Annotated in this window: 19 protein-coding genes; 7 read left to right on the top strand and 12 right to left on the bottom strand. The window is 67.1% G+C overall.

Annotated features, from left to right (window positions below; genetic code table 11):
* The 6 genes from HPC46_RS30525 to rpmF form a co-directional block, all read right to left on the bottom strand.
* The coding region (locus HPC46_RS30525) for an MspA family porin (protein WP_179475862.1) at positions 1 to 260 on the bottom strand (260 nt) is incomplete at its 3' end.
* Between the two features lie 647 nt (positions 261 to 907).
* Positions 908 to 1,435 (bottom strand): MogA/MoaB family molybdenum cofactor biosynthesis protein, encoded by a 528-nt coding sequence (locus HPC46_RS30530; protein ID WP_036421232.1) that lies wholly within the window; start codon positions 1,433 to 1,435, stop codon positions 908 to 910.
* Between the two features lie 50 nt (positions 1,436 to 1,485).
* A complete protein-coding gene (locus HPC46_RS30535) occupies positions 1,486 to 2,919 on the bottom strand; it encodes a S1C family serine protease (protein ID WP_179475863.1) in 1,434 nt (477 codons plus the stop codon).
* 64 nt (positions 2,920 to 2,983) lie between these two features.
* On the bottom strand, positions 2,984 to 4,528 hold the full coding sequence (locus HPC46_RS30540) for a HAMP domain-containing sensor histidine kinase (protein ID WP_179475864.1): 1,545 nt from the start codon (positions 4,526 to 4,528) through the stop codon (positions 2,984 to 2,986).
* On the bottom strand, positions 4,528 to 5,214 hold the full coding sequence (locus HPC46_RS30545) for a response regulator transcription factor (protein ID WP_036420697.1): 687 nt from the start codon (positions 5,212 to 5,214) through the stop codon (positions 4,528 to 4,530). Before HPC46_RS30545 ends, HPC46_RS30540 begins: the two co-directional genes overlap by 1 nt.
* An 82-nt stretch (positions 5,215 to 5,296) precedes the next feature.
* A complete protein-coding gene (gene rpmF, locus HPC46_RS30550; RefSeq protein WP_005139771.1) occupies positions 5,297 to 5,470 on the bottom strand; it encodes a 50S ribosomal protein L32 in 174 nt (57 codons plus the stop codon).
* Between the two features lie 243 nt (positions 5,471 to 5,713).
* Between rpmF and HPC46_RS30555 the strand changes: the two genes are divergently transcribed.
* The 7 genes from HPC46_RS30555 to HPC46_RS30585 all read left to right on the top strand — a co-directional run bounded on the left by HPC46_RS30555 (position 5,714) and on the right by HPC46_RS30585 (position 14,744).
* Positions 5,714 to 7,399, top strand: a complete 1,686-nt coding sequence (locus HPC46_RS30555) for an acyclic terpene utilization AtuA family protein (RefSeq protein WP_179475877.1) — start codon at positions 5,714 to 5,716, stop codon at positions 7,397 to 7,399.
* Positions 7,396 to 8,553, top strand: coding sequence for an acyl-CoA dehydrogenase family protein (locus HPC46_RS30560; RefSeq protein WP_179475865.1), 1,158 nt, complete (start codon positions 7,396 to 7,398; stop codon positions 8,551 to 8,553). The genes HPC46_RS30555 and HPC46_RS30560 overlap by 4 nt, the downstream gene beginning before the upstream one ends.
* Entirely contained in the window at positions 8,550 to 10,145 is a 1,596-nt protein-coding gene (locus HPC46_RS30565; RefSeq protein ID WP_179475866.1) for an acyl-CoA carboxylase subunit beta, read from the top strand. Before HPC46_RS30560 ends, HPC46_RS30565 begins: the two co-directional genes overlap by 4 nt.
* Before the next feature lie 5 nt (positions 10,146 to 10,150).
* Entirely contained in the window at positions 10,151 to 12,142 is a 1,992-nt protein-coding gene (locus HPC46_RS30570; RefSeq protein WP_179475867.1) for an acetyl/propionyl/methylcrotonyl-CoA carboxylase subunit alpha, read from the top strand.
* Positions 12,139 to 13,305 (top strand): acyl-CoA dehydrogenase family protein, encoded by a 1,167-nt coding sequence (locus tag HPC46_RS30575; RefSeq protein WP_179475868.1) that lies wholly within the window; start codon positions 12,139 to 12,141, stop codon positions 13,303 to 13,305. Before HPC46_RS30570 ends, HPC46_RS30575 begins: the two co-directional genes overlap by 4 nt.
* 1 nt (position 13,306) lies before the next feature.
* On the top strand, positions 13,307 to 14,077 hold the full coding sequence (locus tag HPC46_RS30580; RefSeq protein ID WP_179475869.1) for an enoyl-CoA hydratase family protein: 771 nt from the start codon (positions 13,307 to 13,309) through the stop codon (positions 14,075 to 14,077).
* A gap of 64 nt (positions 14,078 to 14,141) precedes the next feature.
* Positions 14,142 to 14,744 (top strand): DUF1707 SHOCT-like domain-containing protein, encoded by a 603-nt coding sequence (locus tag HPC46_RS30585; RefSeq protein WP_179475870.1) that lies wholly within the window; start codon positions 14,142 to 14,144, stop codon positions 14,742 to 14,744.
* A gap of 72 nt (positions 14,745 to 14,816) precedes the next feature.
* Here the strand turns inward: HPC46_RS30585 and HPC46_RS30590 are convergent, their stop codons facing one another.
* From HPC46_RS30590 to HPC46_RS30615, 6 genes are all read right to left on the bottom strand, one after another.
* Positions 14,817 to 15,959 carry a hypothetical protein gene (locus tag HPC46_RS30590; protein WP_179475871.1) on the bottom strand — a complete coding sequence of 381 codons (1,143 nt, stop codon included), beginning with the start codon at positions 15,957 to 15,959 and terminating at the stop codon, positions 14,817 to 14,819.
* Between the two features lie 375 nt (positions 15,960 to 16,334).
* Positions 16,335 to 18,323: a vWA domain-containing protein gene (locus HPC46_RS30595; RefSeq protein WP_179475872.1), complete on the bottom strand. Its 1,989-nt coding sequence runs from the start codon at positions 18,321 to 18,323 to the stop codon at positions 16,335 to 16,337.
* Complete coding sequence (locus tag HPC46_RS30600; protein WP_179475873.1) at positions 18,316 to 19,701, bottom strand: sigma 54-interacting transcriptional regulator; 1,386 nt, start codon at positions 19,699 to 19,701, stop codon at positions 18,316 to 18,318. Before HPC46_RS30600 ends, HPC46_RS30595 begins: the two co-directional genes overlap by 8 nt.
* Before the next feature lie 23 nt (positions 19,702 to 19,724).
* Positions 19,725 to 21,320 (bottom strand): bifunctional phosphoribosylaminoimidazolecarboxamide formyltransferase/IMP cyclohydrolase, encoded by a 1,596-nt coding sequence (gene purH / locus HPC46_RS30605; protein ID WP_179475874.1) that lies wholly within the window; start codon positions 21,318 to 21,320, stop codon positions 19,725 to 19,727.
* The gene (gene purN / locus HPC46_RS30610) at positions 21,317 to 21,946 is read right to left on the bottom strand and encodes a phosphoribosylglycinamide formyltransferase (RefSeq protein WP_179475875.1); all 630 of its coding nucleotides are present in this window, start codon (positions 21,944 to 21,946) and stop codon (positions 21,317 to 21,319) included. The genes purH and purN overlap by 4 nt, the downstream gene beginning before the upstream one ends.
* Positions 21,947 to 21,976: 30 nt before the next feature.
* On the bottom strand, positions 21,977 to 23,386 hold the full coding sequence (locus tag HPC46_RS30615; protein ID WP_179475876.1) for a cell division protein PerM: 1,410 nt from the start codon (positions 23,384 to 23,386) through the stop codon (positions 21,977 to 21,979).
* Between the last annotated feature and the right edge of the window lie 189 nt (positions 23,387 to 23,575).

Below are 23,575 nucleotides of genomic sequence, written 5' to 3' on the forward strand. Positions count from 1 at the left end.
CCCGCGAACTCGTCAGCACCCGGGCCGACCACGCTGTAGACAGCCTTGCCGGAGTGGAACCACTCCCGGGTCAGCCGGTTGCGGTCCAGGGGGAACACGCCGTTGAGGAAGGTGTCCCACTGCTGAACCGTCATCGTGCGGCCACCGCCGTCAACCAGACTCAGCTCATTGTCCAAACCCGCGTGTGAGGTACCTGTCCCGACGAACAACGCCGCGACGGCAGCGATCATCGCCACCAGTACCCGACCGATTACCTTCATGTTCTCCCTAGCTATGTCGACGGCGGACCCGCGGGCTCACCGAGTGTTTGGATCGTGCCGCGGTGCCCAACATGCTGACACCGCACACTGCGCTCGGCAGTTCAATGAGAGTCCTCACAACCTGCTCTTACGCTCTGCTCATCGTTGACACGAGGAACATAACGGGATGGCATCTGGGCGGCAACGCATAGGCGCGCGGTGCGCCGAATCAGTTTTTGCGTGGGGAAGTTTGCTGGGAGGCCGCCGGCGATTGGCCCGGCGACCGTGCGGACCCGGCCGGCCGTCGGCGGTCACCGACACCACGGCCACCATCCTGATAGGCCGACACCTTCCGATTATCAATGGTGGTGCGGCGGAACGTTATCCCGGAACCACTGCTCTCGATCCGCGGCGTCCGAATCGTCGCCCGGATCGCGTTCATCGGAGGACTCCTGAGGAAGTTCGGTACCGAAGATCTTGTTAACTGCGGATCGGTTCTGCCGCGAACTGGACATCACATCACCCCATAATTGTGACAAAGATCACAATCTTGATATTTGCGCAGTTCACAGGGTCGTAACACAACTCATGCGACCCCCGCTGCGGCGCTCTTAATTGACGGTACGCCGCTACCAGCGGCGTCCGTCAAGACTCTCTGCGGAGCTTGCCTAGATCTCCAGGCTGGACAGCTCGCCGATGACATGGGTCGCCAGCGGGTTCAGCGTTGCCATGCCGTCGCGAACCGCATAGCGCGAGCCGGCGATGTTGACGACCAGAGTGCTGCCGGAGATCCCGGCGAGACCGCGTGACAGGCCCGCGTCGGTGATCCCGGCCGACAGGCCAGAGGCACGCAGCGCCTCGGAGATACCGAGCAGCTCGCGGTCGAGGATGGTCTTGGTGGCCTCCGGCGTGACGTCACGCGGGGTGACACCCGTCCCGCCTACTGACACCACAAGGTCGACACCACCGATGACAGCGGTGTTCAGCGCATTGCGAATCTCGACCTCGTCGGCCGACACCACAACCACGCCGTCCACCACGAAGCCCGCCTCCGCGAGCAGCTCGGTGACCAACGGCCCGCTGTGGTCCTCCTCATCGCCGTGGGCCGTGCGGTCGTCGACGACGACGACGAGGGCACGCCCCACCAGCTCCCCTGGCTGTTCCATGGGAGTCACCGTATATCCGAGCGCCGACATCGCGGCAGTCGCGCTGGTCAGCGTCACGGGATGTTCACCCACCACCCGGATCACTGGGCCGCCTTTCCGAGCGTCACCGACACGGTCTGGGCCGACCCGGACGGATCGGTATAGGTCAGGGTCACCTTTTCTCCCGGTGCCCGCGACCGGACCGCGGCGACCAGGGCGTCGGCGCTGCCGATCACCCGGTCGTCGACCTTGGTGACCACCACGCCGGTGGGCAGGCCGGCGGCGGCGGCCGCACCCCCCTTGGTCACGTCGACGATCTTCGCTCCGTGAGTGGTGGTGTCATTGCTGACCTGCACGCCCAGTGACGCGTGCGAGGCCGTGCCCGTGCTGATCAGCTCGTCGGCGATCCGCTTGGCCTGATCCACCGGAATGGCGAAGCCCAGGCCGATCGAACCGCTCTGGGCATCCGGCGAGTCGCCACCGAGAGTGGCGATCGCCGAGTTCACCCCCACCAGTTCGCCGCTCATGTTGACCAGCGCGCCGCCGGAGTTACCCGGGTTGATCGCGGCATCGGTCTGAATGGCGTCGAGCACGGTGTTCTGGTTGTTGGCGTCGCCACCGGTGGCCACCGGGCGGTTCAAGGCGCTGACGATGCCGGTCGTGACGGTGCCTTCCAGACCCAGCGGCGAGCCGACCGCCACCACGTCCTGGCCGACCCGCAGATTCGACGACGAGCCCAGGCTGATCGGCGTCAGACCCGAAACGCCCTGCGCCCGCACGACCGCGATGTCACTGGCCGGGTCGGTGCCGATGACGGTGAAGGTTGCGGTCCGGCCGTCGGCGAATGTCACTGTCGTGGTGGGAGCTCCGCCGTTCGGCAGGGCGCCCGGGCCGCCGGGCCCGCTCGGAGCCAGTGGCGGCAGACCCGGGATCGTCGGCGGCGCAGCGGGAGGAGCGGCGCCGGGCTTGGCGGCGGCCACGACGTGGTTGTTGGTCAGGATCAATCCGTCCGACGACAGGATGATGCCCGAGCCCTCCTCGGACTGACGACCGAACTCGGTCTCGAGCTTGACGACGCTCGGGACCACCTTGGCCGCCACCTGCTCGACAGATCCCACGGGCAGGTTGGCCGCCGGGACATTGGACACCCCGTTCGGCCCACCCTGCAGCACGGAGCCGATCGGTTGCCGGTCCGGCTGGGCCAGCAACACCACGCCGCCGCCGACTCCCGCCGACACGACGGCGATCGCCAGGGCTCCCGCCGCCAACGCCCCTGCGCGCGAACGCCCGCGCGGTGGCGTCGACACCATCCCCGGCGCAGTGGCCGGATGTCCTTGTCGCACAGCCTGATACGGATCGTAGGGCTGACGATATCCCGGCTGCTGCTGTTGAGTGGCATAGCGCCAGTCGTAGGGCTGCTGGTAACCGGCCGTTCGGGGCTGCTGCGAATATCCCGGTGCCGCATGCTGATTCGGCCCAGGATGGCCTGAGTGACCGGGCTGCTGCTGCGGCGGATACCTCGAGGGGTCGGTCATGTCGTCAGATCGCTCTTTCTCTTCACGAGCTGGGAGAACACTGTTGAACCAAGCTTGCCTTGCACTACTGAGAATCGACTGAGATAACACTCGGCGCAACCGGTGGTTTTTGCTGGGATGCCCCGCGATCACCGTTCTTCTTGGCCGTTTTCGACGTGATTTCGCTCTCAGCTGAAGCTTCCGGATAGGTAGCCGCCGTGCTCGGCAGGCCGGGCAGCAGGACGAAGAACGACGTGCCCGGTGGCTGGCCGCCCGGCACCGTGTCGGCGATGCGAATCATTCCGCCATGCTTGACGACAACCTGCTTGACGATCGCCAGACCGAGGCCCGAACCGGGCATGGCCCGCGCCGAAGCCGACCGGTAGAACCGCTCGAAGACCAGACCGCGTTCCGCGGGGGGAATCCCCGGGCCGTAGTCGGACACCACGAGTTCGGCGTGTGCTGCGTCCACCTGACGGAGCCGCACACCGACATGGGCACCCGACGGGCTCCACTTCGCGGCGTTGTCGAGCAGGTTGACCACGGCCCGCGACAGTCCGGCGGGATCGCCGTACACCTGCCACCCGATGACGTCGACGTCGAACTGGACATCGTTGCGGCGCCGGCGCGCCCGCTCCAGGCTTCGCTCGACGACGTCACTCAGATCGACCGCCTCGTGCACCACCCCGCCGGCGTCCTCACGCGTGAGGTCGACGAGATCGCCTACCAGAGTGGACAATTCCTCGATCTGGCCGATCACGTCAGTGCGCAGCTCGGCCATCTCCTCTTCCGGCAATCGCGGGGCACCCGGCTGCATCGAGGCCATCAGCAATTCGACGTTGGTCCGCAGCGAGGTCAGCGGTGTGCGCAACTCGTGCCCGGCGTCGGCAACCAGCCGGGCCTGCCGCTCGCGCGACTCGGTCAACGCGCGAAGCATCGTGTTGAACGTCTCGGTGAGCCGGGCCAGTTCGTCACTGCCGAATACCGGAATAGGTCGCAGATCGTCAGTGCGCGCCACCCGCTCGGCTGCCTCGGTCAACCGAGCCACCGGCCGCAACCCGGTCCGCGCCACCATTCCGCCTGCGATCGCGGCGACCACGACACCGATACCGCCAACCGCCAGCAGCACCCACTTCAGCTTCGTCATCACCGCATTCGTGGGCGCAAGGCTCTTCGAGATCAGCAGAGAGCTCCCGTTGGGCAGGTGGACCGCCAGCACCCGCTGGTTGGACACCGTCCGGCGAGACATCAGTAGCTCGCCGCCGATGACGGATTTCTCGGGCTCACCGATCGGCAGCCGCTGCCCCTGCTGATTTGCCGTGTAGATCGACCGGCCCGGATTGACGAGCATCGCGTTGACGTCGGAATACGCCGTGCCCTCGATCGCCTTGCCCGGGTCGGCAGCCAGCGATCCGCTGGCGATGAGCAATCCCGCCCGGCTCTGCAGCTGATTGTCGATATCGGTGTAGAGCGCGGCCGACACCACGGCGTACACCGCGACAGCCATCAACACGACCACCATCGCCACCATGGACATGGCCAGCAGCATGACCCGCCATCGCAGAGACAGCGATGTCGTCGATTCCTCGGGCGCCCGCGAGGCTCGCGCGCGCCGCCTCAGTCGTGCCATCAGGGCGGTGTCTCACGCAGCACATAACCCACACCCCGCACGGTATGGATCAGCCGCGGTTCTCCTTCTGCTTCGGTCTTTCGGCGTAGATAACCGACGTACACCTCCAGCGCATTACCGGAGGTCGGAAAGTCGAAACCCCACACCTCTTCGAGGATCCGACTGCGGGTCAGGACCCGGCGCGGATTGGCGATGAGCATCTCCAGCAGGGCGAATTCGGTCCGGGTCAGGCTGATGGCGCGTTTGCCCCGGTGTACCTCGCGGGTCACCGGGTCCAGCGTCAGGTCGCCGAACGTCATCAATGCCGAATCGGACTGCTCCTCGGGGCCGGTTCGGCGCAGCAGGGCACGCATCCGGGCCAGCAGCTCTTCGAGGGCGAACGGTTTAGGCAGGTAATCGTCGGCACCGGCGTCCAAGCCGGCCACCCGCTCCGATACCGAGTCACGGGCCGTCAGTACCAGGATCGGCAGATCATCGCCGGTGCTGCGCAGCTGACGACACACTTCCAGCCCGTCCAGCCGGGGCATCATCACGTCGAGTACCAGTGCATCGGGCCGGTCATTGGCGATCGCGTCGAGTGCCTCGACACCGTCCTGCGCCAGGTCTACGGAGTATCCGTTGAAGGAAAGAGACCGGCGCAAGGATTCGCGCACTGCGCGATCATCATCAACGACAAGAATTCGCACGGCTACCAGTTTGTGCCCAACGCCTGAGATTGGCCTGAGAGGCACGCCGCACTAGCAGGCAATTCGCGGTTGGCGAACGTGCTCAGCGCTTGTCGAGATCGATCAATCCGAGGCGCGCGGCCTTGAGCAACCGGCGCGGAACCTTGTGCTGACGGCCGCCGACGGAAACGTTGACCAGACCGGTGGCCTCGGCCTTCCACTGCGCGCGCCGACTGCGGGTGTTCGCGCGCGACATTCTGCGCTTGGGCACAGCCATGACGTGCTTCTCCTTGATCAGGGGTGGCGCCGCGCAGAGACGTACACATACCGGCGGCCAACAGTTGCAGTTCAGGATAGCCGCTCACCTGCGTCGGCTCCAAAACGTCCCGGCAGGCCCTCCCGCCCCTTGACTGGAGGCTGGTACCCGCCAGTAACCTACCAGTTGGTTGGTCGGCGGGCAGGAGCGGAGCGACTGGGGGTTGGAATCGTCGAAGGGAAGACAGCGCGCGTGGCAAATGCGGTGCGGATCGGCAACTGTTCAGGCTTCTACGGTGACCGCATCGCTGCGATGCGCGAGATGCTCACCGGCGGTGAGCTGGACTACCTGACCGGCGATTACCTGGCCGAGCTCACGATGCTGATTCTGGGCCGCGACAAGATGAAGTATCCCGAGCGCGGATACGCCAAGACCTTCCTGACCCAGCTTGAGGAATGCCTGGGGTTGGCGCGGGACCGGGGTGTGCGCATCGTCGCCAACGCCGGCGGTCTGAATCCGGCAGGCCTGGCCGATGCTGTCCGAGCGCTCGCCGACCGTCTCGGCATCCCGGCGTCGGTCGCCCACGTCGAAGGCGACGACCTTCTCCCCCGCGCCGCCGACCTCGGACTGGGCTCGCCGCTGACCGCCAATGCCTACCTGGGCGCGTGGGGCATCGCGGACTGCCTGCAGGCCGGTGCGGACGTCGTCGTCACCGGCCGGGTCACCGACGCCTCCGTCGTGGTGGGTCCTGCCGCTGCGCATTTCGGATGGGGTCGCGACGACTACGACCAGCTGGCGGGCGCGGTGGTCGCCGGCCACGTCATCGAATGCGGTGTGCAGGCCACCGGAGGCAACTACGCCTTCTTCACCGAGATCGCGGACCTCGCTCACGCCGGCTTCCCGCTCGCGGAGGTCTACGCCGACGGCTCCTCGGTGATCACCAAGCATCCCGGCACCGGCGGCCAGGTCAGCGTGGGCACCGTGACCGCCCAGCTGCTCTACGAGATCGGCGGGCCGCGCTACGCCAACCCCGATGTCACCACCCGCTTCGACACCATCGCGCTGGCCGACGACGGGCCCGACCGCGTCCGCATCAGTGGTGTGCGCGGGGAGCCGCCGCCGCCGTCGTTGAAGGTGTCACTGAACAGCATCGGCGGGTTCCGCAACGCGGTGACGTTCGTACTCACCGGCCTGGACGTCGAGGCCAAGGCCGCGCTGGTACGCAGCCAGCTGGAGTCGGCGCTGAGCGTGAAACCCGCCGAGATGGGGTGGACGCTGGCCCGGACCGACCACGTCGATGCCGACACCGAGGAAGCGGCCAGCGCACTGCTGAGTTGCGTCGTGCGTGATCCCGATCCCAAGAAGGTCGGCCGCCAATTCTCCTCGGCCGCTGTCGAACTCGCACTGGCTTCCTACCCCGGCTTCACCTCCACCGCGCCGCCCGGCGACGGTCAGGTCTACGGTGTTTTCACCGCCGGCTACGTACCGGCCACAGAAGTCGCGCAGGTCGCCGTACATCCCGATGGAACCCGTACCGACATTGCCTCTGCCGCTTCAACTCTCGAGCTCGCCGACGTGGAGGCACCGCCGCTTCCCCAACCTCGTGATCCCGGGCCGACCCGGCGGCTGCCACTGGGCACGATCGCCGGGGCGCGCAGCGGGGACAAGGGTGGGGCGGCCAACGTCGGACTGTGGGTTCGCACCGACGAACAGTGGCGTTGGCTGGCGCACACACTGACGGTGGACGCCCTGCGCGAATTGCTGCCGGAGACACAGGATCTCCCGGTTTCCCGGCACCTGCTGCCGAACCTGCGCGCGCTGAACTTCGTCATCGACGGCATCCTCGGCCAAGGGGTGGCCTACCAGGCGCGGTTCGATCCGCAGGCCAAGGGCCTCGGCGAATGGCTGCGAAGCCGACACATCGACATCCCGGAGGGGATCCTGTCGTGAGCATCTGGAACACCCCGGAACGCCAGCAGCTGCGCAAGACCGTGCGCAGTTTCGCCGAGCGGGAGATCCTGCCCCACATCGAGGAGTGGGAACGCGCCGGTGAGCTTCCGCGTGATCTGCACCGGAAGGCAGCCGCTGCCGGACTGCTGGGCGCCGAGCTACCGGAATCCGTCGGCGGCGGTGGCGGCGACGCCGCGGACTCGCTGATCATCTGCGAGGAGCTGCACGAAGCCGGCACTCCCGGCGGGGTTTTCGCCTCGCTGTTCACCTGCGGGATCGCGGTGCCGCACATGGTCGCCTCCCGCGACGAGCGGCTCATCGAGAAGTTCGTCCGACCGACGCTGCGTGGTGAGTTGATCGGTGCACTGGCCATCACCGAGCCGGGTGGGGGTTCCGATGTCGGCCACCTGCGCACGGCGGCGACGCGGGCCGGCGACGAATACGTCGTCAACGGCGCCAAGACCTACATCACCTCGGGCGTGCGTGCCGACTATGTCGTCACCGCCGTGCGGACCGGCGGCTCCGAGCTTCTCGGGGCATCCGGAGTTTCGCTGCTCGTGGTGGAGAAGGGCACACCGGGGTTTGACGTCACCCGCAGGCTGGACAAGATGGGGTGGCGGTCCTCGGACACCGCCGAGCTCTCGTATTCCGAGGCACGAGTGCCGGCGGCCAATCTGGTGGGAGCCGAGAACACCGGCTTCGCCCAGATCGCGCAGGCCTTCGTGGCCGAGCGAATCGGCCTTGCCGCCCAGGCATATTCGTCCGCGCAGCGCTGCCTGGACCTGACGGTGCAGTGGTGTCGCGACCGGGAGACGTTCGGCCGTCCGCTGATCTCGCGGCAGTCGGTGCAGAACACGCTGGCCGAGATGGCCCGCCGCATCGACGTGGCGCGGGTGTATTCGCGCGCTGTCGTGGAGCGGCAATTGTCAGGGGAGCAAGACTTGATCGTGGCGGTGTGCTTCGCCAAGAACACTGCGGTGGAAGCCGGTGAATGGGTTGCGCACCAAGCCGTTCAACTGTTCGGAGGGATGGGCTACATGACCGAATGTGAAGTCGAACGCCAGTACCGGGACATGCGGATCCTCGGCATCGGCGGCGGAACCACCGAAATCCTGACCAGCCTGGCCGCCAAGGCGCTGGGGTTCCAGGCATGACACGGTTGAGCAGCGTGGTCGACCCGCAGGCGCCGACCTTCCTCGAGGCGGCCGAGGCCATGGCGGAAAAGCTCGCCGAGATCGACGGTGAACTGGCCAAGGCGCTGGCCGGTGGTGGCCCGAAATACGTTGACCGGCACCATAATCGCGGCAAGCTCACCGCTCGCGAACGCATCGAGCTGCTGGTCGACCCCGATTCACCGTTCCTGGAACTGTGCCCACTGGCCGCCTACGGCAGCGATTTCCAGGTCGGCGCCAGCCTCGTGACGGGTATCGGTGTGGTCGAGGGTGTCGAATGCCTGCTCATTGCCAACGATCCCACCGTCAAGGGCGGCACGAGTAACCCCTGGACGCTGAAGAAGATCCTGCGAGCCAATCAGGTGGCCTTCGAGAACCGGCTGCCGGTGATCTCACTCGTGGAGTCCGGCGGTGCGGATCTGCCGACCCAGAAGGAGATCTTCATCCCGGGCGGTCAGATGTTCCGGGACCTGACCCGGCTCTCCGCGGCGGGCATCCCCACCATCGCATTGGTGTTCGGCAATTCGACCGCAGGCGGCGCCTACATCCCGGGCATGTCCGATCACGTCGTGATGATCAAGGAACGGTCGAAGGTCTTCCTGGCCGGTCCCCCGCTGGTGAAGATGGCCACCGGCGAGGAGGCCGACGACGAATCCCTGGGTGGGGCCGAAATGCACGCCAGGGTATCGGGTTTGGCCGACTACTTCGCCGTCGACGAGGTCGATGCCATCCGCATCGGACGTCGTATCGTCTCGCGGCTCAACTGGACCAAACAGGGGCCGACACCGCGTCCCGTCACCGCGCCGCTCGCCGACCCCGACGAGCTGCTGGGCATCGTCTCCGCTGATCTGCGAATACCGTTCGATCCCCGCGAGGTGATCGCCCGCATCGTCGACGGCTCCGACTTCGACGAATTCAAGGCGATGTACGGGGCATCCCTGGTGACCGGCTGGGCCACGCTGCACGGCTATCCGGTGGGTATCCTCGCCAACGCTCGCGGTGTTCTGTTCAGCGAGGAGTCCCAGAAGGCGACGCAGTTCATCCAACTGGCCAACCGGTCCAACACCCCGTTGTTGTTCCTGCACAACACGACCGGCTACATGGTCGGCAAGGCCTATGAGGAAGGCGGGATGATCAAACACGGCTCGATGATGATCAACGCCGTCTCCAACTCGCGGGTCCCGCACATCTCCCTGCTGATCGGCGCTTCGTATGGGGCCGGCCATTACGGAATGTGCGGCCGCGCTTATGATCCGCGCTTCCTGTTCGCCTGGCCGAGTGCCAAGTCCGCGGTGATGGGCGGCGCGCAACTGGCGGGCGTGCTGTCGATCGTGAACCGCGCGGCCACCGAGGCCCGCGGCGGAACGGTCGACGAACAAGCCGATGCCGCGCTCCGAGCCGCCGTCGAGGCCCAGATCGAAGCCGAGTCACTGCCGATGTTCCTGTCCGGCCGGCTCTACGACGACGGGGTGATCGATCCCCGCGACACCCGCACGGTACTGGGAATGTGCCTGTCCGCCATAGCCAATGCACCGATCGAGGGAACGTCGAACTTCGGCGTCTTCCGGATGTGAGCGCGATGATTACCCGAGTTCTCGTTGCCAATCGCGGTGAGATCGCCCGCCGCGTCTTCGCCACCTGCCGCCGGCTCGGCATCGCGACGGTGGCCGTGTACACCGACCCCGACGCATCGTCCCCGCACGTCGAGGAGGCCGACGCCCGGGTACGTCTGGACGGCAACCTCGGCTACCTCGACATCGCGCAGCTGATCGCGGCCGCGACCGCTTCGGGGGCCGATGCCATCCACCCCGGCTACGGATTCCTGTCCGAGAATCCCGATTTCGCCAAGGCCGTCATCGACGCCGGACTGACCTGGATCGGGCCGCCGGTGGCAGCCGTCGCGTCGATGGGTTCCAAGATCGAAGCCAAGAAGATGATGGCTGCCGCCGGAGTGCCGGTCCTCGAGGAGCTCGACCCCGAGACGGTTACCGACGCACAGCTCCCGGTGCTGGTGAAGGCATCGGCCGGTGGCGGTGGACGTGGCATGCGAGTGGTGACCGAGCTCTCCGAGCTGGCCGGCCAGGTGCACGCAGCCAGCCGGGAGGCCGCATCGGCATTCGGCGATCCGACGGTGTTCTGCGAGCGGTATCTGGCAGGAGGTCACCACGTCGAGGTGCAGGTGCTCGCCGACGAGCACGGCACGGTCTGGGCGATCGGCGAGCGGGAGTGCTCGATTCAGCGGCGGCACCAGAAGATCATCGAAGAGGCACCCTCTCCCCTGGTCGAACGCGTTGCGGGCATGCGGGAAAGGCTGTTTGCCGCCGCCCGGCTGGCGGCCGAGGCAATCGGCTACACCGGGGCGGGCACGGTGGAGTTCCTCGCCGACGACTCACCAGATCGGGCTGGCGAGTTCTACTTCCTCGAGATGAACACCCGGCTGCAGGTCGAGCATCCCGTCACCGAGCTCACCACCGGTCTGGATCTGGTCGAGCTCCAACTGTCGGTGGCCGACGGGGAGCGACTCGTAGCAGAGCCGCCCGCGGCCCACGGGCATGCCATCGAGGCGCGGATCTACGCCGAGGACCCGGCCCGGTGCTGGCAACCGCAGGCCGGGCGCATCCACCGATTCGAGGTGCCCGGAACCACAACGTCTTTCGGGCTGTTCACCGGCACGGGGATCCGGCTGGACTCCGGCATCGTGGACTCCTCGACCGTGTCGATCCACTATGACCCGATGCTGGCGAAGGTGATCGCCTACGCCCCGACCCGGCGACGCGCAGCACAGGTGCTCGCCGATGCGCTTGCCCGCACCCGACTGCACGGCGTCCGCACGAATCGCGATCTGCTGGTCAATGTCCTTGCCCACCATGCCTTCCTGGATGGCGCTACCGATACGGCCTTCTTCGACACGCACGGATTGTCCGAACTGGCGCGACCGCTGGCCGATGAGCGCGCGGTCCGGCTCGCTGCGGTGGCGGCTGCACTGGCCGATGCCGCCCACAATCGCGCATCGGCCCCCGTGCTTGGTGAAATTCCCAGTGGCTGGCGCAACGTCGTGTCGGGCAATCAGCACAAGACCTACCTGGACGCGGCCGACCAGGAGCACCGCGTCGCGTACCGGTTCACCCGCGACGGCCTGGTGCTACCCCATGATGACGGCGTGACGCTGGTGTCGGCCCGACCCGACCGGGTGGTGCTGGCCGAAGGGACCGGTGTCGCCACCACGTTTGCGATAAGCCGTTACGGCACCGAGGTTTTCGTCGATTCGGCGCTGGGCCCGGTCACCTTGACCGCCGCGCCCCGGTTCCCCGAACCGGGCTCCGCCGTCGAGAAGGGCTCACTGCTGGCACCCATGCCAGGCTCGGTGATCCGCCTCGGTGCGGCGCTCGGGGACACGGTCACACTCGGCCAGCCACTGGTCTGGCTGGAGGCGATGAAGATGGAACACACCATCACCGCGCCCGCCGACGGCGTGGTCACCCATCTTGATGTCAGCGTCGGCCAGCAGGTCGACGTCGGAACCGTCCTTGCCCGGGTGGAGAGCCCGGCGGCGGGAGAAGGAGAAGAATGACCGACACCGGCTTCATCGAGAGCGACGAACGTCAGGAACTGCGCAAGGCGGTCGCCGCGCTGGCGTCGAGCTACGGCCAGGACTACTACCTGGCGAAGGCCCGCGCAGGCGAGTACACCGACGAATTGTGGTCCGAGGCAGGTAAACTCGGCTTCATCGGGGTGAACCTGCCCGAGGAGTACGGCGGCGGCGGCGCCGGCATGTACGAATTGTCGCTGGTCATGGACGAGATGGCGTCCCACGGCTGCTCGCTGTTGATGATGGTGGTGTCACCGGCCATCAACGGCACGATCATCAGCAGGTTCGGCACCGACGGCCAGAAGAAGCGCTGGCTCCCCGGTATCGCGGACGGCTCGACCACCATGGCCTTCGCCATCACCGAACCCGACGCCGGGTCGAACTCGCATCGCATCACCACCACCGCCCGTCGGGACGGCAGCGACTGGATCCTGTCCGGTCAGAAGGTGTACATCTCCGGCGTCGACCAGGCCCAGGCGGTACTCGTCGTGGGCCGGATGGAAGACGCCAAAACCGGCAACCTGAAGCCGGCGTTGTTCATCGTGCCCACCGATACGCCGGGTTTCACGTACACCAAGATCGACATGGAGATCATCAGCCCGGAGAACCAGTTCTCGCTGTTCATCGACGACGTCCGCTTGCCTGCCGATGCCCTGGTGGGCTCGGAGGACGCCGCGATCGCACAACTCTTTGCCGGCCTGAACCCCGAGCGGATCATGGGGTCGGCCAACGCGATCGGGGTCGGGCGCTTCGCGCTCACCAAGGCGGCCGACTACGTCAAGACCCGCCAGGTGTGGAAGACCCCGATCGGCGCGCATCAGGGCATCGCACACCCACTGGCGCAGAACCACATCGAGCTCGAGCTGGCCAGATTGATGATGCAGAAGGCGGCCACGCTCTACGACCACGGCGACGACCTCGGCTGCGCCGAGGCCGCCAACATGGCCAAGTACGCCGCGGGCGAGGCGTCTACCCGCGCCGTCGACCAGGCCGTGCAATCCCTGGGCGGTAACGGGCTGACGAAGGAATACGGCATCGCCTCCATGCTCACCGCCTCCCGGTTGGCGCGGATCGCCCCGGTGAGTCGGGAGATGATCCTGAACTTCGTCGCCCAGACCTCGCTGGGCCTGCCGCGGTCGTACTGACGTGACCGATACCTTCGTCACCTACGAAGTCGACGGTCATGTCGCCCGGTTGACGCTGGACTCACCGCACAACCGCAATGCGCTGTCCTCGCGGTTGGTCGAGCAGCTGCACGCCGGGCTGCAGAAGGCGGCGGCCGATCCCGCGGTACGTACCGTGGTGTTGGGTCATACCGGCGGCACGTTCTGTGCCGGCGCCGATCTGAGCGAAGCTGCCGGCGGCGACCCGTTCGAATCCACCGTCGCGCGCGCCCGCGAAACCACGTTCGTGCTGCGTGCGATCGTCGAGTCGCCGGTGCCGGTGGTAGCCGCGATCGACGGCCATGTCCGCGCCGGCGGGCTGGGCCTGGTGGGAGCGTGCGACATCGTGGTCGCCGGGCCGCGCAGCACGTTTGCGCTCACCGAGGCGCGCATCGGGGTGGCGCCCGCGATCATTTCCCTGACGCTGCTTCCCAAATTGTCGCCGCGCGCGGCTGCCCGCTACTACCTCACGGGTGAGACGTTCACCGCGGTGACGGCGGCCGAGATCGGGCTGATCACCCTCGCCGCCGACGACGTCGACGCCGCGGTGGCCGCAGTGGTGGCCGACCTGGGCCGCGGCTCGCCCCAGGGGCTGGCCGCATCAAAAGCGCTGACCACGGCCGATGTCCTAGCTGGATTCGACCGCGATGCCGAGCGGTTGGCGCAAGAATCCGCGCGGCTGTTCGTCTCCGAGGAAGCGCGCGAAGGCATGCTTGCGTTCCTGGAGAAACGACAGCCCCGGTGGCTGCGATAACACCACTGTGAGAGATCAGCGAACACTCTTGCGGTTGCCTTCCAGAGTCGTACGCTCGTAGTCGATGAGCAACTTGACACCACGGGACGCCACGACGCGGGCCGCTGACACCGACCGTATCCAGGTTGCCCAGTTGCTCACCGACGCCGCCGCCAAGGGACGTCTGCAGCTCGGAGAGTACGAGCAGCGACTGGCGAAGGCCTACGCCGCGCAGACCTACGAGGAGCTGGATCGGCTCACCGAGGACTTGCCGGAGGCGAGCGACGCATCGCATCGGCGCGGCGCATCCAAGCCCGCACCGAAGACTCTGTTGCTGGCGATCCTGAGCGGGTTCGAACGCCGAGGCCGCTGGAATGTGCCCGGCCGGATCACCACGTTCACGTTGTTCGGCGGAGGTGTCGTCGATCTGCGCTATGCCGACTTCACCTCGGCGACTGTGGAAATTCACGCCTACTCGATCATGGGCGGGCAGACGATTCTGCTGCCGCCGGAGGTCAACCTTGAAGTCCGCGGCATCGGCGTGATGGGCGGCTTCGACCACAACGTCGACGGGGTGGGCACGCCCGGCGCGCCGAAGGTCACCATCCGGGGCTTCTCGTTGTGGGGCGGCGTCGGCGTCAAACGCAGGAATCGCAAGCCGGGCGGCTCCGAAGAGCTGGCCCGCTGACCGACCTGAGTGCCCTGAAAAAACCTCGGCCCCTTCCTTTCGGAAGGGGCCGAAGTCTTGTTGATAGGACTGTTACTTGGCGCTGCCGCCGGTGCTGGAGCTGCCCGAATCGCCCGAGCTGGAGCTGTCCGAGTCGCTGGAGGACTTGGTGCTGGGCTTCGACTTCTTGGTGATGCCGAGTGCGTCCGAGATCTGCTTGCCGATCTTGTTCAGCGTCTTCTGAGCCGCCTTCACGGGGTTAGTCGCCTTCGTCGCGGGCTTCGCCGACGAGGCGACACCGGTCGAGCTGCTGCCGTCCTCGGTCGAACCCTCGGTCGACGATTCCTCGGTGGAGGTGGTGCCCTCGGTCGAGGTGGTGCCCTCGGTCGACGAGCCGCTCTCGGTGGACTCGGTCTTGACTTCGGCGGCGGCCGTCTTCGAGCTCGTCTTCGCGGCCGCCGAGGAGCTGGCGGTCGGGTTCAAGGCGTTCTCGACGTTCTTGACGACGCCTTCGACGGCGGCGGCCGCTGCCGTTGCGGCACCGCTCAGCGCCGCTGCCGAGGGCAGGCTGTCCGAGATCGAGGTCGAGATGTAGGCGAGGATGGCCGACAGCCCGTTGGTGCTGTAGGCGAATCCGGTGTTGGTGTCCGGGTCGTAGTCCGGCGTCTGGCCGTAGAAGTACAGGCTGGCAAGGATGCCGCCACCGACCTTCACCGGGCCGAGGTCGACGGTCGGGAACAACTGAGTCGCGGAGACCACGATCGAGTTGACGACGTTCGGAACGCCGTAGTAGAAGACCGTCTGCGCGGCCTGGAAGATCGGCGAGTCGGTGCCGAACAGCTCACCAGCGGCCACGTAAGGCACTGAGGGCGCGCCGATCTCGAAGTAGTAGTTGTCGAGGTCGAAGCCGGGCAGGAACGACTCGGCAGCGTTGTCGACGAGGTAGTACAGGACACCCGAGGCGCCGGCGAGGTAGATGTCACTCACGCCCGGGTAGTAGGTGTTGGTGTCGGTGATGTAGCCGCCCCAGCCGAACCAGTAGGCATCGTTGATGCCCTGGAGGGTGATGTCGGTGATCGCCGTCAAAGCGACCTGAGCGGTCGACGTCCGCAGCGGGCTGGGCGCCGCGATCGCGAGGTCATGGGTCGGCACAAGTGCCGGTGTTGCCGCGACGATGGCAGCGGCGCTGGCCACTGCCGCGCCGGTCATCAGGAAAGGCCGAGTTCGTGACGCCATTGCTAATTCCCCTTGTTGGTGCGGTTCGCCAGGGTCGTGACGAACTCGATGCTTTGCTGATGCCAATCTTAGAAGATCCTGATAGATACTAAGGGGCTGTTTGCCCTTCAGCAAGCGGTATGGGCGAACTCGAGGACTAAATTACTTCGCTTTTGTCACACCAATCACGCGAGCTCGACGGGCCTCGGGTAGCTAATTGACGGTCGGGAAACATCAGGGTTACCGATGTGTTGCACGTGTTCGCCAGCAGGCCATGCCTGAGAACGTTGACGTCAATAACAAACTGGTTTGCCACGCTCTTTGCTGCCCACACTAACGGCCGGGCGACCGACCGTGGGGGGTAAAGATTTGCTGAATACCTGAGAGCTTCTCAGCTCAGCGCCGCCGCCGCCGCGACCGCAAGTAGTCGCCGACCACCGCCGCGCCCAGGCCGTCCAGGTCGGGGACGACGACCCGGCCCTCCACCCGGCGAGCGACCTGGTCGATGAAGTGGGCGAGTCCGGGATCGTTGCCCAACCGGAAGATCGTCACCTGCGCCCCGAGGCGCGCGACCTCGTCGAATCCCCGCACGGTGTGCGCCTTCGTCCGCGGATGAGTCGGATAGTCGAAGAAGACGGACGTGCCCTGCCCATCCCAATCCTCCAAATGCGCAGTCGGCTCGCCGTCGGTGACCATCAGCACCACCGGTTGGGCGTTGGGGTGACGACGTAGATGCCGCGCCGCCAGCGCCAGGGCGTGGTGCATGTTGGTGCCCTGCTCGTAGACGCCTTCGAGTCCGGTCAGTTCCGCCGCAGTCACGGTTCGCGCGTAGCGGCCGAAGGCGATGATCTGCAGTGCGTCCGACCGGAAGCGGGTGCTCACCAGATGGTTGAGCGCCAACGCGGTCTGCTTCATCGGCAGCCACCGGTTCTCCATCACCATCGAGAACGATGTGTCGACCAGCAGCGCCACCGCCGACTGGGTGCGGGTCTCGGTTTCCGACACCTCGACATCGTCGACGCTGATCCGCAGCGGCCCATCGGCATCGGCGCCGGCTCGACGCAGCACCGCGTTCGTCAGTGTGCGGGTGACGTTCCACGGCTCGGTATCGCCGAACGCCCACGGCCGGGTCGCGCCGGTCAGTTCGCCTGCCGCGCCCGCACGACGAGTCTCCCGCTCGCCGTGACGTCCCGAAAGTTGTTGGGCCACATCACGAAGAGCGGCTTGCCCGAGTTGTCGCATCGCCTTCGGCGACAACCGCCACTGCCCGTCGGAGCCGCGGTCCAGAAAGCCTTGATTCATCAGTGCGCGTTCCAGCTCGGCCAGCGTCCGCGCATCAATGGCGGCCTGGTCACCGAGCTGGCGAGCCAGCGCGTCGAGATCGACATCGTCCATCGTCGCGCCCGCGTAACTCTGCGAGAGCTGGTCGGCGAGCTGCTCGAGCTCGGCGATATCGGCGAGCGCCTGCGCCCCCTCCCCCATACCCAAAGGGTTGTCGCCGGAGAACTCCGACGAGCCCGTCCAGTCCTCTCCCGGCCGGGCCGCCTGCAGATGAGAGTCGAGCCTGTTGAGGGCGTTCATCAACTCTTGCGACCCGAATGCCTGCTGCGCCAAGGCATCCAGCTCGGCCCGCTGGTCGGCGGACAGGCTGTTACGGAATCGCTGAGCGGCCGCGGCCCGCTTGGCCAGCGAGTCGAGCAGCTCCTCGACGTTCTTCGGATTCTCCGGGAAGTACTGGCCATGCTTGCGCATGAAGTCGTTGAAGTCGTCGGGACTGTCCTCGCCGCGAGAGTGCTTGTCCAGCAAGTCGTTGAGGTCGTCGAGCATCTCGTTGACGGCTTGGCGGTCGGCGTCGGTGGCGTTTTCCAGCGCCTGCTTCATCCCTGCGAATCGCTGATCGAGCATCTCCCGGCCGAGCAGATCCTTGATCTGCTCGTACTTCTGGCGTGCCTCGGGGCTGCGCCAGTTGTATTCGGACAGCTCCTGAACGGCCTTGGCCGGCGACGGCGACAACGCCTCGATCTGCAGCTCGGCGAACCGGGCATCGTCATCGAGCGCCCGGGCCAGTTCCTTGCGCTCGGCGAGCACCGCCTCGTCCAGCAGCTGCTTGATCTCCTGCAGAGTGCCGTCAAGGTTGTTGCGGTTCAACAGCTCTCGCCGCCGACGGTTGACCTCGGCGGCCAGTCGGTCGGCACCCTTGGTCCCTTTGGTGCCGCGGCGCAGCAACTCGGACAGCGCCCGCCGCGGCGAGGTGCCCTCCATGACGTCCCGCCCGATCTGCTCGAGCGCGTCCCGCAGATCCACCGGTGGCGCCAGTGGGTCAGGACCCCCGGTGTACGCCGAATACCGCGAGTCGTGGGCATGTCCCCGATCGGGTTTAGCCATAGACGGTTTCGCCTTCCCCCGTCACCTTGTCGATGCGCTTGGCCAAATACAGCGCCTCCAGCGCCAATTCCAGCGCGGCGGCACGCTCGCCCTCGGTCTCGGCCGCCAGCCGCTTGGCGATCGCGTCGATAACCGGCAGATCGGGCAGCGCGGCCAGCACGTCCTTGGCCGCCACCTGCTCGCCGGTCGTCACCGCCGAGCCGCCCTCGACGGCGGCCACCAGCGGGCCGACGTCGATGCCCCCGAGTGTGCGCTGCGCGGTGTCGGCGGTGGCACGGCGCAACAGGTGCTCGAGCACGGCCTGCTCGCGCCCCTCCTCACCGGACTCGAATTCCAGCTTGCCGCGCAGTACGTCGATCACGGTGCCCAGGTCCACCACCCGGGCGACCGGCTCGTCCTCGCCGAGCACCGCGCCGCGATGACGGGCCGACGCCGCGACGGTCTCGGCGGCGGCGATCGCGAACCGCGCCGACACCCCCGATCGCTGATCGACGGAGTTGGACTCCCGCAGGTAGCGCGCGAAGCGGGCAATGATCTGCATCAGGTAGGTCGGAACCTGCGCCGACAGGTGTGCTTCCTGCGTGATGACCCCGACCTCGGCGTCGAGCTCACGCGGGTAGTGCGTGCGGATCTCGGCGCCGAAGCGGTCCTTCAGCGGGGTGATGATGCGGCCGCGGTTGGTGTAGTCCTCGGGATTCGCGCTGGCGACCACGAGCACGTCCAGCGGCAGCCGCAAGGTGTAACCGCGCACCTGGATGTCGCGCTCCTCCATCACGTTGAGCATCGAGACCTGGATGCGCTCGGCGAGGTCGGGCAGCTCGTTGACCGCGACGATGCCGCGGTGCGCCCGCGGGATCAGTCCGTAGGCGATCGTTTCCGGATCGCCGAGACTGCGGCCTTCGGCGACCTTGATGGGGTCGATGTCACCGACCAGGTCCGCCACACTGGTGTCCGGGGTGGCGAGCTTCTCGGTGTAGCGCTCGCTGCGATGGCGCCACGCGACCGGCAGTGCGTCGCCGGAGTCGGCCGCCCGGCGGATCGACTGCGGGGTGATCGGGGTGTACGGGTGCTCACCGAGTTCCGACCCGGCGATCACCGGCGTCCACTCGTCGAGCAGGTTCTGCAGCGAGCGCAGCAGCCGGGTCTTGCCCTGACCACGCTCACCGAGCAGGACGAAGTCGTGCCCGGCGATCAGAGCCCGCTCCAGCTGCGGCAGAACGGTGTCCTCGAATCCGAAAATGCCAGGCCAGACGTCATCCCCTTCCGCCAGCGCGGTGAGGAGGTTTTCCCGGATCTCCTGCTTGACGCTGCGCTCCCGATGCCCGGTTGCGCGCAATTCGCCAAGAGTGCGGGGGAGGTTGTCAGGTGAAGTCACCACTCCACGCTACGACTGCTGCGTGCTCAGTGCGCGAAGTGTCTCGCTCCGGTGAGGTAGAGCGTGACGCCGGCCTTCGCAGCGGCCTCGGTGACCAGGTCGTCGCGCACCGAACCACCGGGGTGCACGACCGCCTTGACCCCGGCCGCCGTCAGCGTCTCGAGCCCGTCCGGGAACGGGAAGAACGCATCGCTGGCAGCGACCGCGCCGCGGACCCGCTCGCCACCGCGCTCCACCGCGAGCCGCGCCGCATCGACCCGGTTGACCTGGCCCATGCCGACACCGACCGTCGCACCGTCGGCCGCCACCACGATCGCGTTGGACTTGACCGCGCGGCAGGCACGCCAGGCGAACCGGAGATCGGACAACGTCGCCGGGTCCGCCGGGGTCCCGGTGGCCAGCGTCCAATTGGCCGGGTCGTCACCGGGCGCGTCGATCGCGTCGCGCTCCTGCATCAGCAGACCACCGCTGATCTGCCGCAGCTCGACCCCACCGACCGGCGGCTCGGACGCCACGAGCACGCGAATGTTCTTCTTACGGGCCAAGATCTCCACCGCGCCCGGTTCATAGGCCGGCGCGATGATCACCTCGGTGAAGATCTCCGACACGATCTCGGCCATCTCCACGGTGACCGCGGTGTTGGCGGCGATCACGCCACCGAATGCGCTCAGCGGATCACATTCGTGGGCCTTGCGGTGCGCGTCGGCCACCGAGACCGACGAGATCGCGATGCCACACGGGTTGGCGTGCTTGATGATCGCCACGCAGATCTGCTCGTGATCGAAGGCCGCCCGCCAGGCCGCATCGGCATCGGTGAAGTTGTTGTAGGACATCTCTTTTCCGTGCAACTGCTCGGCCTGTGCCAGACCCGGCCAGCCGGCATCGTCGCGGTAGAGCGCGGCCTGCTGATGCGGGTTCTCGCCGTAGCGCAGCTGCGAGGTGCGCCGCCAGGTGCGGCCGAACCACGGCGGCAGGAACGCCGGCGCCCCGCCATCTCCCGGGCCCTCCTCGGGCGACAGCACCGAGCCCATCCAACTGGCCACCGCGACGTCGTACTCGGCGGTGTGCCGAAATGCCAACGCCGCCAACTTCTGTCGCTCGGCGAGTGTGAAGCCGCCGGACCGGACCGCGGCGAGCACGCCGTCATAGCCGAGCGGGTCGACGACAATGGCCACGCTGGCATGGTTCTTGGCCGACGCACGCACCATCGACGGACCGCCGATGTCGATCTGCTCCACGCACTCCTCGACGTCGGCGCCCGAGTCCACCGTCTCGGTGAACGGGTAGAGGTTGACGACGACGAGATCGAACGGCGCGATCTTGAGATCTTCGAGCGCCTTGAGATGCTCGGGCCTGCGGGTGTCGGCCAGCAGGCCGGCGTGGATGTGCGGGTGCAGGGTCTTGACCCGGCCGTCGAGTACCTCGGGGAAACCGGTGACGAACTCCACCGGGGTCACCGGAATACCTTTGTCGGCAATGGTTTTGGCTGTCGACCCGGTCGAGACGATGTCTACGCCCGCCTCGTGCAGACCTTGCGCGAGCGGAATCAGTCCGCTCTTGTCGTACACGCTGATCAGCGCACGCCGGATCGGCCTCTTCCCGATCAAAGTCCCCGCGGTCATCCTATGGTCGCCTTTCTGCCACTCCAGGTCACGCCGCGCGTCGCCAGCGCGGCCAATACGTCCACCAACAACCGTCGTTCGACGACCTTGATGCGTTCGTGCAATGTGTCTTCGTCGTCACCGTCGAGAATCTCGACCGCCTGCTGTGCCACGATCGGGCCGGTGTCCACTCCGGCGTCCACCAGGTGCACGGTGCAACCGGTCACCCTGACGCCATAGGCCAGCGCGTCGGGCACCGCATGTGCACCCGGAAAGGCCGGTAGCAATGCCGGATGAGTGTTGACGACGCGGCCGAGGAAACGCGAAAGGAATTCCGGGCCAAGTATTTTCATGAATCCCGCCGACACGATGAGGTCAGGATTGTGCGCTGCGGTGGCATCGGCGATCGCGCTGTCCCACGCGGCGCGGTCGGGATAGTCCTTCAGGCGCACGCAAAATGTGGGGATCGACGCGGCCTGGGCGATGTCGACGGCCGGGCAGTCGCGATCCACCCCCACGGCGACGACGCGCGCGGGATAGTCGCCGACGGCCGCGGCCAGCAGTGATTTCAGCAATGACCCGGTTCCCGACGCCAGGACGACGAGCCGTGCCGGCGCGCTCGGCGGGACGTGGATGGGTTGCTGCACGGCGATGAGCCTATCGGCAAGTGCGAGGGTTCAACGCTCGGGCGGTCCCGTCTCGATATCGTCGTCGACGACCATCAGGTCCTCGAGGTCTTCGAGGTCCGGCGCGGGCCGAACGGGCTGTGCCGGCGGCGGAGGTTGCGGCTCGGGTTCTCCCCCGGCGTCGACGTCGGCTCGCCGGTCCGGCTCCGCCTCGGGTTCGGGTTCGGGTTCGTCTGCCATGTCGGGTATCGGTGCGGTGAGGGCTTCGTCGTCGTCCTGGAGGTTTGGCTGCGCCACAGGTACCGGCTCGGGCGGTTTCACCTTCTTGGGGCGACGCCGGACGCCACCGGCCATCACCACCGTGACGGCGCCGATGCCGAAGAACCAGAAGAACACCGCGGGCCCGAACGTGCTCTGGTCCACCCCGACCTCGCCGAAGTTGCCCAGCTGCCCACCGCCGGCGAAACCCAGCACGACCATCGTGACCGCCGCCAGCAGCGACGCGACCGCAAGCTTGGCCATCGCGGCAGGCCAGGGCAAGGGCCGGTTGGCGCACTGCTGCCCCACCGCGACCCCGGCGGCCGCACCGACGATCAGCAGTGCCACCCACACCGGTCCCAGCGGCGGCGTCGGCACCGCGGCCAGAATCGGCAGCGCGGGGATGTCCCCGCCGAAGACGGTGAACGAGCTGAACGTCGCAAAGCCGATGTGGGCACTGGAGCCGACCGCGACCGCCGATGTCCCGATGATCACGTTGGGGGCATACAGCGCCGACAACAAGGTCAGGCTGAGTTGCCCGAACAGCGAATCCGTCACCGCGTACAGCTCGTGCATGGTGCCCCAGTGCACGACCAGCGACACCGCGGTGACCGCACCGGACAGTCCCAGCAACGCCAACAGCCCCGCCGTCGCGGCGCGCACCGTGTCGCCGAGCCACAGCGGCAGCCGCAGCGCGCCCAGCGTGCGCCACCCGAGCTTGGATCCCACCCCGATCAGCGCGCCGATCCCGTGGACGGCCAGCACGCCGGAGAACGCGCGCAATGCACTCGGCGTCTGCAACTCGGTGATCACCGACGAGGCATCGTGGATGACGGCCAGCGCGATCGCGGCGAACAGCAGGGGACCGCCCAGCGCGGACGCCACGATCCAACGGGTCACGAACCACGACGCGCGCGGCGAGGTCGCGTGCGCCGTCGTGCGCGCCGTACCCCACACCATCAGCAACACCGGGAGCAGCGGCAGAACCGCCAGCTGATGGCCGGCGATCGAGATGGGCACCTGGTGCACGGCCAGCCACATGCTGGCGATGGCACCGAGGGTGCCGGTCATATCGCTGTTGGCGATCACGAGTTGCAGCAGCGTCACCGCGGCGATCACCACCAACGCCACCAGCGACGGGCCGAACGCGATCCGAACCAGGTCACGCGCCTGGCGTGCCCCGACCGGTCGCTTGTCCTCCATCCGTGTCACCCGCCGCGCCACTTCGACGTGCTACGCGACGAGTGCCCGGTTACGACGGGTTGGGACCCGATGGCGGCGACGATGACGGCGCCTGAGGCTGGTCCGGCTGTGCGGACGGCTGACCCGATCCGGCGGGCGGCGGGTGACACGGATGGAGGACAAGCGACCGGCTGTCGCTTATACGCATCG

The sequence above is a fragment of the Mycolicibacterium vinylchloridicum genome (genome assembly GCF_013404075.1).
In the GTDB taxonomy this organism is placed as follows: domain Bacteria; phylum Actinomycetota; class Actinomycetes; order Mycobacteriales; family Mycobacteriaceae; genus Mycobacterium; species Mycobacterium vinylchloridicum.